Origin of the sequence: Acinetobacter sp. YH12252 (assembly GCF_013417365.1) — a bacterium.
Classification (GTDB): Bacteria; Pseudomonadota; Gammaproteobacteria; order Pseudomonadales; family Moraxellaceae; genus Acinetobacter; species Acinetobacter towneri.
Genome location: NZ_VPEA01000029.1, coordinates 1 through 6278 on the forward strand (window position 1 = coordinate 1; position 6278 = coordinate 6278).

Below are 6278 nucleotides of genomic sequence, written 5' to 3' on the forward strand. Positions count from 1 at the left end.
TATTCCTCCAGATCTCTACGCATTTCACCGCTACACCTGGAATTCTACCATCCTCTCCCATACTCTAGCTAACCAGTATCGAATGCAATTCCCAAGTTAAGCTCGGGGATTTCACATTTGACTTAATTAACCACCTACGCGCGCTTTACGCCCAGTAAATCCGATTAACGCTCGCACCCTCTGTATTACCGCGGCTGCTGGCACAGAGTTAGCCGGTGCTTATTCTGTGGGTAACGTCCACTTAGCCCAGGTATTAACCAGGTAAGCCTCCTCCCCACTTAAAGTGCTTTACAACCAAAAGGCCTTCTTCACACACGCGGCATGGCTGGATCAGGGTTCCCCCCATTGTCCAATATTCCCCACTGCTGCCTCCCGTAGGAGTCTGGGCCGTGTCTCAGTCCCAGTGTGGCGGATCATCCTCTCAGACCCGCTACAGATCGTCGCCTTGGTAGGCCTTTACCCCACCAACTAGCTAATCCGACTTAGGCTCATCTACTAGCGCAAGGTCATAAAGATCCCCTGCTTTCTCCCGTAGGACGTATGCGGTATTAGCATCCCTTTCGGAATGTTGTCCCCCACTAATAGGCAGATTCCTAAGCATTACTCACCCGTCCGCCGCTAGCTCAGTTACCGAAGCAACCTCGCCCGCTCGACTTGCATGTGTTAAGCCTGCCGCCAGCGTTCAATCTGAGCCATGATCAAACTCTTCAGTTAAAATCATTTTGAAGTTTTAATCTAAACTTCCAAATCTGGCTCATCAATTTTCTGACTTAAATTTCGCTCAAATAAACTTCGAGTAATTTAAACCAATCAATCAATGAAATATTTTCGATTAATCAATCAGTAAAAATCCACACAAGTTGTTCTTCATAATCTCTTAATGATCTCAACTTCTACCTCGTCAGTAGAAATTTTAACGCAAAAAATTCTCTACAACTTAACCCTGTGAGCTAAGTTTGTAGGCTGTTTCGCGTCGGGATGTGTGCATTCTAGGGGATTTCAAAATCTTTGCAAGCCCCAAATTAGGATATTTTTCACGTATGTATTTTTTTTCTACAAAAATACTTGGTTTTTTAATTTTTTAGCTATTTTTTCATCAAATTTAAATAAAAACTCACATCTACAAAGTAAAGAGGGCTTTTTTATCCATACTTTTATGGGCTCAAATCGGTCAAGTTTTGCAGGCTGTAATCAACGATTGCCAATGTATATGATTCTTTTTGTCTTGCGACATCTAAAAAATTTTACATCTCTGTTAAAAATGCTTTTGCATTATCCAAAATAATATTCCTACATACGGCGTACATCTAGCATTGATTTCATGTCAGCTTGGTGGTTTTGTCCGTTAATTCAAAGTTGATGCTTAGCATTTGCATTACCGACTTCAAGTTGACAAACCTACTCTTCTATTCGGCAAGTTTAGATCGCGCCATCCACATGCACTACTTACAAGATGTTTTACCATATATAAGTAGCTTTGAAATTTGAATTAGGTCTTAAAGTTTTAAGAATATTTTTATAAAACAAAGAGAAGTAATCTTACATTTTACCTTTAGATATAAAATACAACAAAACTAGAGGCAAAAAAAAGAAAGAGATCTCTCCCAAAATCTCTCCCTCGGAGTTGAATCTATATGCGATCCATATATCGTTATTATAGTTATACGAAAAAAAAGAGTCCCTTGGGGAAGGGACTTGTAAATTGTGGAGCTATAGTTATAAGTACCCTCTAGATCTGTTTTGTACACTGTGTCTAGATGGGTAAATCTTATACATAACTGAGCAAAAATGCAAGCTGCTTGGCAAAATTTAAGTGTTGTTTTTATAAGGTTTTTTTTGAATTTACTTATTCATATAATTAATATACCAAACAGAAAATAAAAGCAGACCGAAGCCTGCTTTTATTTCAATCACTTAGAATGGATCTAGTCCGTAAATGTGACTTTGGCAATGGCTTTTTTACCCGCCTGAATAATATATGTTGCGTTTTCTTTGACCGAGAAACCTGCGTCGACCACATTCCAATCCACTTTTACTGCGCCACGTGCAACAGCATCTTTGGCTTGTGCGGCATTTTTGGTTAAACCTGCAGCACGTACAATAGAAGCAATAAATAATTCACCACCAAATTCAGCACGTGAAATCGTCACTTCTGGCGTACCTTCAGGTAATTCACCTTCGGTAATGATATTACCTGCACCTTTATGGGCATTGGCTGCAGCTTCGCTGCCGTGGAAACGCTCAACCAATTCGAGTGCCAAAATCTTTTTGATTTCTTGAGGATTACGACCTTCTGCCATTTCTTTGAGCAACACTTCAATTTCATCCATCGACTTGAAGCTGAGTAATTCAAAATAGCGCTCAATCAGACTATCAGGCATCGACAAGACTTTTTGATACATCGCACCCGGTGCATCAAATACGCCAATATAGTTGCCTAAAGATTTAGACATTTTATTCACGCCATCTAAACCTTCAAGAATTGGCACAGTAATACAAACTTGTGCTTCCTGATCATAACGACCTTGCAAGGTACGTCCCATCAACAAGTTAAAGGTCTGGTCTGTACCGCCCAATTCTACATCGGCTTGTAATGCCACCGAGTCATAACCTTGTACCAACGGATACAAAAATTCGTGAATCGCAATCGGTTGCTGGTTGTTATAACGCTTGGTGAAGTCATCACGTTCCAACATACGCGCTACGGTTTGCTGCGATGCCAACTGAATTAAGTCTGCTGCAGTTTTTGTTGCAAACCATTCAGAGTTAAACACCACTTTGGTTTTATTTGGATCAAGAATTTTAAAAACTTGTTCCTGATACGTTTTGGCATTTTCCAAGACTTTTTCACGTGACAACGGCGGACGTGTAGCACTTTTACCTGTTGGGTCACCAATCATGGCAGTGTAATCGCCAATCAAGAAAAATACTTCGTGACCTAAGTCTTGGAATACTTTTAATTTATTGATTAATACCGTATGCCCCAAGTGTAAATCAGGTGCAGTCGGGTCAAACCCCGCCTTAATTTTTAAAGGACGATTCTCTTTTAATTTCTTTAGAAGATCTTCTTCAGAAATAATTTCATGCGTGCCTCGTTGAATGAGAGCAAGTTGTTCTTCAGCCGGCAGGAAATTTGACATCACGAAATCCAAACACATCAGTTATTCAATTTGTGCGATATACTAACACTTTTTCAGCATATTGCAGGCTATAGAATAACCATGACAGCGATCTATATTGGGGTAATGACGGGCACAAGTATGGATGGTGTCGATCTTGTTGCTGCTTCTTTTGATCCACTGCAACTCCACGCGACCCTGACTTTGCCGTTTGATCCCGATTTACGTGACGAACTCATGGCACTGACTTTGCCAGGTGACAATGAAATTGACCGCATGGGCAAAGCAGATGTGGCTTTAGCCACCATGATTGGACATGGTATTAACAGCCTGATTGAAAAAAATAAACTGGATAAATCTCAAATTAAAGCGATTGGTTCGCATGGCCAGACCATTCGTCATCGTCCTGAACATGCTTTTACTTTACAAATTGGTGATCCGAACATCATCACCGAAATCACCCAAATTCCTGTAATTTCAGATTTTCGTCGTCGTGACATGGCTGCAGGCGGACAAGGCGCACCGTTAGTGCCCGCTTTCCATCAAAACTTATTCCAACATCCGAGTATTCATCGGGTAATTTTAAATTTAGGCGGCATTGCCAATGTCAGTTTGTTACCTGCAGGACAGCCCGAAGCAGTATCGGGTTTTGATACAGGGCCTGCCAATATTTTAATGGATGCTTGGTGTGAGCGTTACACAGGACAACCTTATGATGAAAATGGCAATTGGGCTGCGTATGGACATCCGATTCGCAGCTTGTTAGATCGTTTACAAGCCCATGCTTTTTTCTCTAAAGAACCACCCAAAAGTACAGGGCGCGAAGACTTTAACTTGGAATGGTTAGATGAACAGGTTGCCGATTGGCGTAATGATGTGGAATATGACGAGCTAGAAGATAATCCTGAAAATATTCAGGCAACTTTATTAAAGCTCACCACCCGCGCGATTAAAAAAGCCATTTATCGTTCAGGCATGGATACAGGCGAAGTCTATGTGTGTGGCGGTGGTGCCTATAATTCTTATTTGCTAGAACAATTGCGTTGGCGTTTGCGTAAGCATCAATGGACAGTACAAAGCACAGCCGATTTAGGATTAAACCCGACATGGGTCGAAGCCACCGCCTTTGCTTGGTTGGCAATGCGTTTTTGTCAGCAATTAAGTGGCAATTTACCCGCGGTCACAGGAGCTAAAGGTGATCGTATTTTAGGTACCATGACTTTGGTTTAAGGATGCACTTTTAAACCAGATCAGTAGCAACAAAAAAGCCTTTCCTCTTCTATATAGGAAAGGCTTTGATCATTTTGAGTGCATCAATCTACTTTTTCAGATGCTGATACTCAAAAATATTTAAATCATACTTAGATTGAGAATGAAGAACCACAACCACAAGTCGTGGTTGCATTCGGGTTTTGTACCACAAAACGCGAACCTTCCAAGCCTTCAATATAGTCCACTACCGAGCCAACTAAATATTGATAGCTGAGTGAATCGACCAGCATTTTTACATCGCCATTCACAAATTCTGCATCATCTTCATTTTGGCTTTCCGCAAAGTTAAAGCCATAAGAAAATCCTGAACAACCGCCACCTGTCACATATACACGTAGCATTAAGTCTTGATTACCTTCACTGTCACGCAATTGGCGAACTTTTTTAGCAGCGTTGTCGGTGAGCTCAAGTGCTTGGGCATTCATGATGGATTTTCCTCAGGTACAATTCAGATGTCTTTTCTGCAAAAAGACCACTTATCAAGTATAGCATACTCAATATTGGGACGGTGATGCAGAATTAAAGTGAATTCTGAGTAATTACCTCAAGATTCTCCAATTATTTGTAATTTTCGTCCTGCAAGCCACATTCAAAATTGGTTGGCGCTTCTTTACAGCGGAATTGCCACAATAATTTCATCATGCGTTTGTCATAAACACCACGTTTAGTTAAATCAATCCGCGATTCACGCATCATTTTTTGATAACCCGGTTGATCTGCTGCAGGCACTTGCATCCAATATTTTGCAGGAATATCGGCTTTCATTTTGCCTAAAATACCAAAGGCACGTGGTAACTGCCCTTTCACCCATTCACGTGATTTTTGCCCAAAACCTGCAGGGAATTTATCTGGGCGGATAATGATATTGCCCGTGACCTGTAAAATTGGATAATTCACAATCGCGCCTTTAGTGCCTAAGCCTTTATGTAGTTCCAAAGGACGGAATACTGCAGCAGGCGCACCAATAATATCGACCTGACCATTGTTAAATTTACTGCCAAAATTGGTGACATCGGCACTTACTGCTTGCGCACCAATTTGCTGTACCATAATTTTTTGCGCTTGGTCATAATCTAAAACAGCAATTTTTTTCCCCGCGGCTTTGGCGACACTATTAATACTGCGGTCATTCACCATCAAAAAGGCATCACCCACAGGAATGACACCTGCGACTTCATACTGACCATTGCGCATATATTTGGCAAAAGCAGGACTCGCCAAACCTTGCATGACTTTAACTGCCAGTTTTAAATCTGGAATCGCACCAATTGCATCTAATGAGCCTGTAAAATGGTTAAATTGACGACCACGCATGCCCGTCACACTAATACCATCACATTTTCCTGCTTTAAAATCTTCTGCAATCACGCCTTCGTTTTGACCTACGCGTAACTCAATTTCTGCGCCCCAGTTTTTGGCCGCCAATTGATAGTCTTGCATTAAGTTATAGACATCACCGTTTTTACCGACCAAGTCGAATACACAGACCACTTGCTTAGCCTGCACTGCACTGGCGGCTAAAGACAAGCCTGCACCGAATAATAAAGCTTGCGTCCATTGTTTCATTTTATAGTTCCTTCCATTTTTTGTTTTTCTGGTCAAAATTGATTCAAACCTTCAATTTTGTAGCACTGTACTTTTCATCAAGCTAAGATTAGCGAATTTTGATCTTTGGCTGATATGACTCAATTGACGAATCTTTCAATTTGACATCCTCCCCGACCTAAAGGACGGAGATTCCTACTGCTAGACGCTCATGCCCGAGCGCAAGAATATTCAGTGCGGAATTTACATCCCGATCATGGAGCGTACCACACTCCACACACTGCCATTCTCTTATTCCAAGTCCTGCTCTACCTTCCGGACTACTGGAGCGTGAGCCACAGC

General features: G+C 41.4%; 5 protein-coding genes and 1 rRNA gene. 1 reads left to right on the plus strand and 5 read right to left on the minus strand.

The genetic code is table 11. The features are described from left to right. Positions 1 to 714 (minus strand): 16S ribosomal RNA (locus FTV28_RS13200); the annotation flags it as partial. Between the two features lie 1211 nt (positions 715 to 1925). Then, positions 1926 to 3158 (minus strand): tyrosine--tRNA ligase, encoded by a 1233-nt coding sequence (tyrS, locus tag FTV28_RS13205; protein WP_179990690.1) that lies wholly within the window; start codon positions 3156 to 3158, stop codon positions 1926 to 1928. A gap of 63 nt (positions 3159 to 3221) precedes the next feature. Between tyrS and FTV28_RS13210 the strand changes: the two genes are divergently transcribed. After that, complete coding sequence (locus FTV28_RS13210; RefSeq protein WP_004969740.1) at positions 3222 to 4349, plus strand: anhydro-N-acetylmuramic acid kinase; 1128 nt, start codon at positions 3222 to 3224, stop codon at positions 4347 to 4349. A 131-nt stretch (positions 4350 to 4480) separates the two neighbouring features. On the opposite strand, the gene erpA is transcribed toward FTV28_RS13210, so the two are convergent. The 3 genes from erpA to FTV28_RS13225 all read right to left on the minus strand — a co-directional run. Then, positions 4481 to 4816 (minus strand): iron-sulfur cluster insertion protein ErpA, encoded by a 336-nt coding sequence (erpA, locus tag FTV28_RS13215; RefSeq protein ID WP_004969742.1) that lies wholly within the window; start codon positions 4814 to 4816, stop codon positions 4481 to 4483. Between the two features lie 133 nt (positions 4817 to 4949). Further along, on the minus strand, positions 4950 to 5957 hold the full coding sequence (locus FTV28_RS13220) for a putative solute-binding protein (protein WP_131261901.1): 1008 nt from the start codon (positions 5955 to 5957) through the stop codon (positions 4950 to 4952). A gap of 157 nt (positions 5958 to 6114) precedes the next feature. Continuing rightward, the coding region (locus FTV28_RS13225; protein WP_178319679.1) for a zinc ribbon domain-containing protein at positions 6115 to 6278 on the minus strand (164 nt) is incomplete at its 5' end.

What these genes read in the sequence shown, in the direction of transcription:
- erpA (WP_004969742.1), bottom strand. Translation starts at nt 4,816, where the DNA reads ATGAATGCCCAAGCACTTGAGCTCACCGACAACGCTGCTAAAAAAGTT.
- FTV28_RS13220 (WP_131261901.1), bottom strand. Translation starts at nt 5,957, where the DNA reads ATGAAACAATGGACGCAAGCTTTATTATTCGGTGCAGGCTTGTCTTTA.
- FTV28_RS13210 (WP_004969740.1), top strand. Translation starts at nt 3,222, where the DNA reads ATGACAGCGATCTATATTGGGGTAATGACGGGCACAAGTATGGATGGT.
- tyrS (WP_179990690.1), bottom strand. Translation starts at nt 3,158, where the DNA reads ATGTGTTTGGATTTCGTGATGTCAAATTTCCTGCCGGCTGAAGAACAA.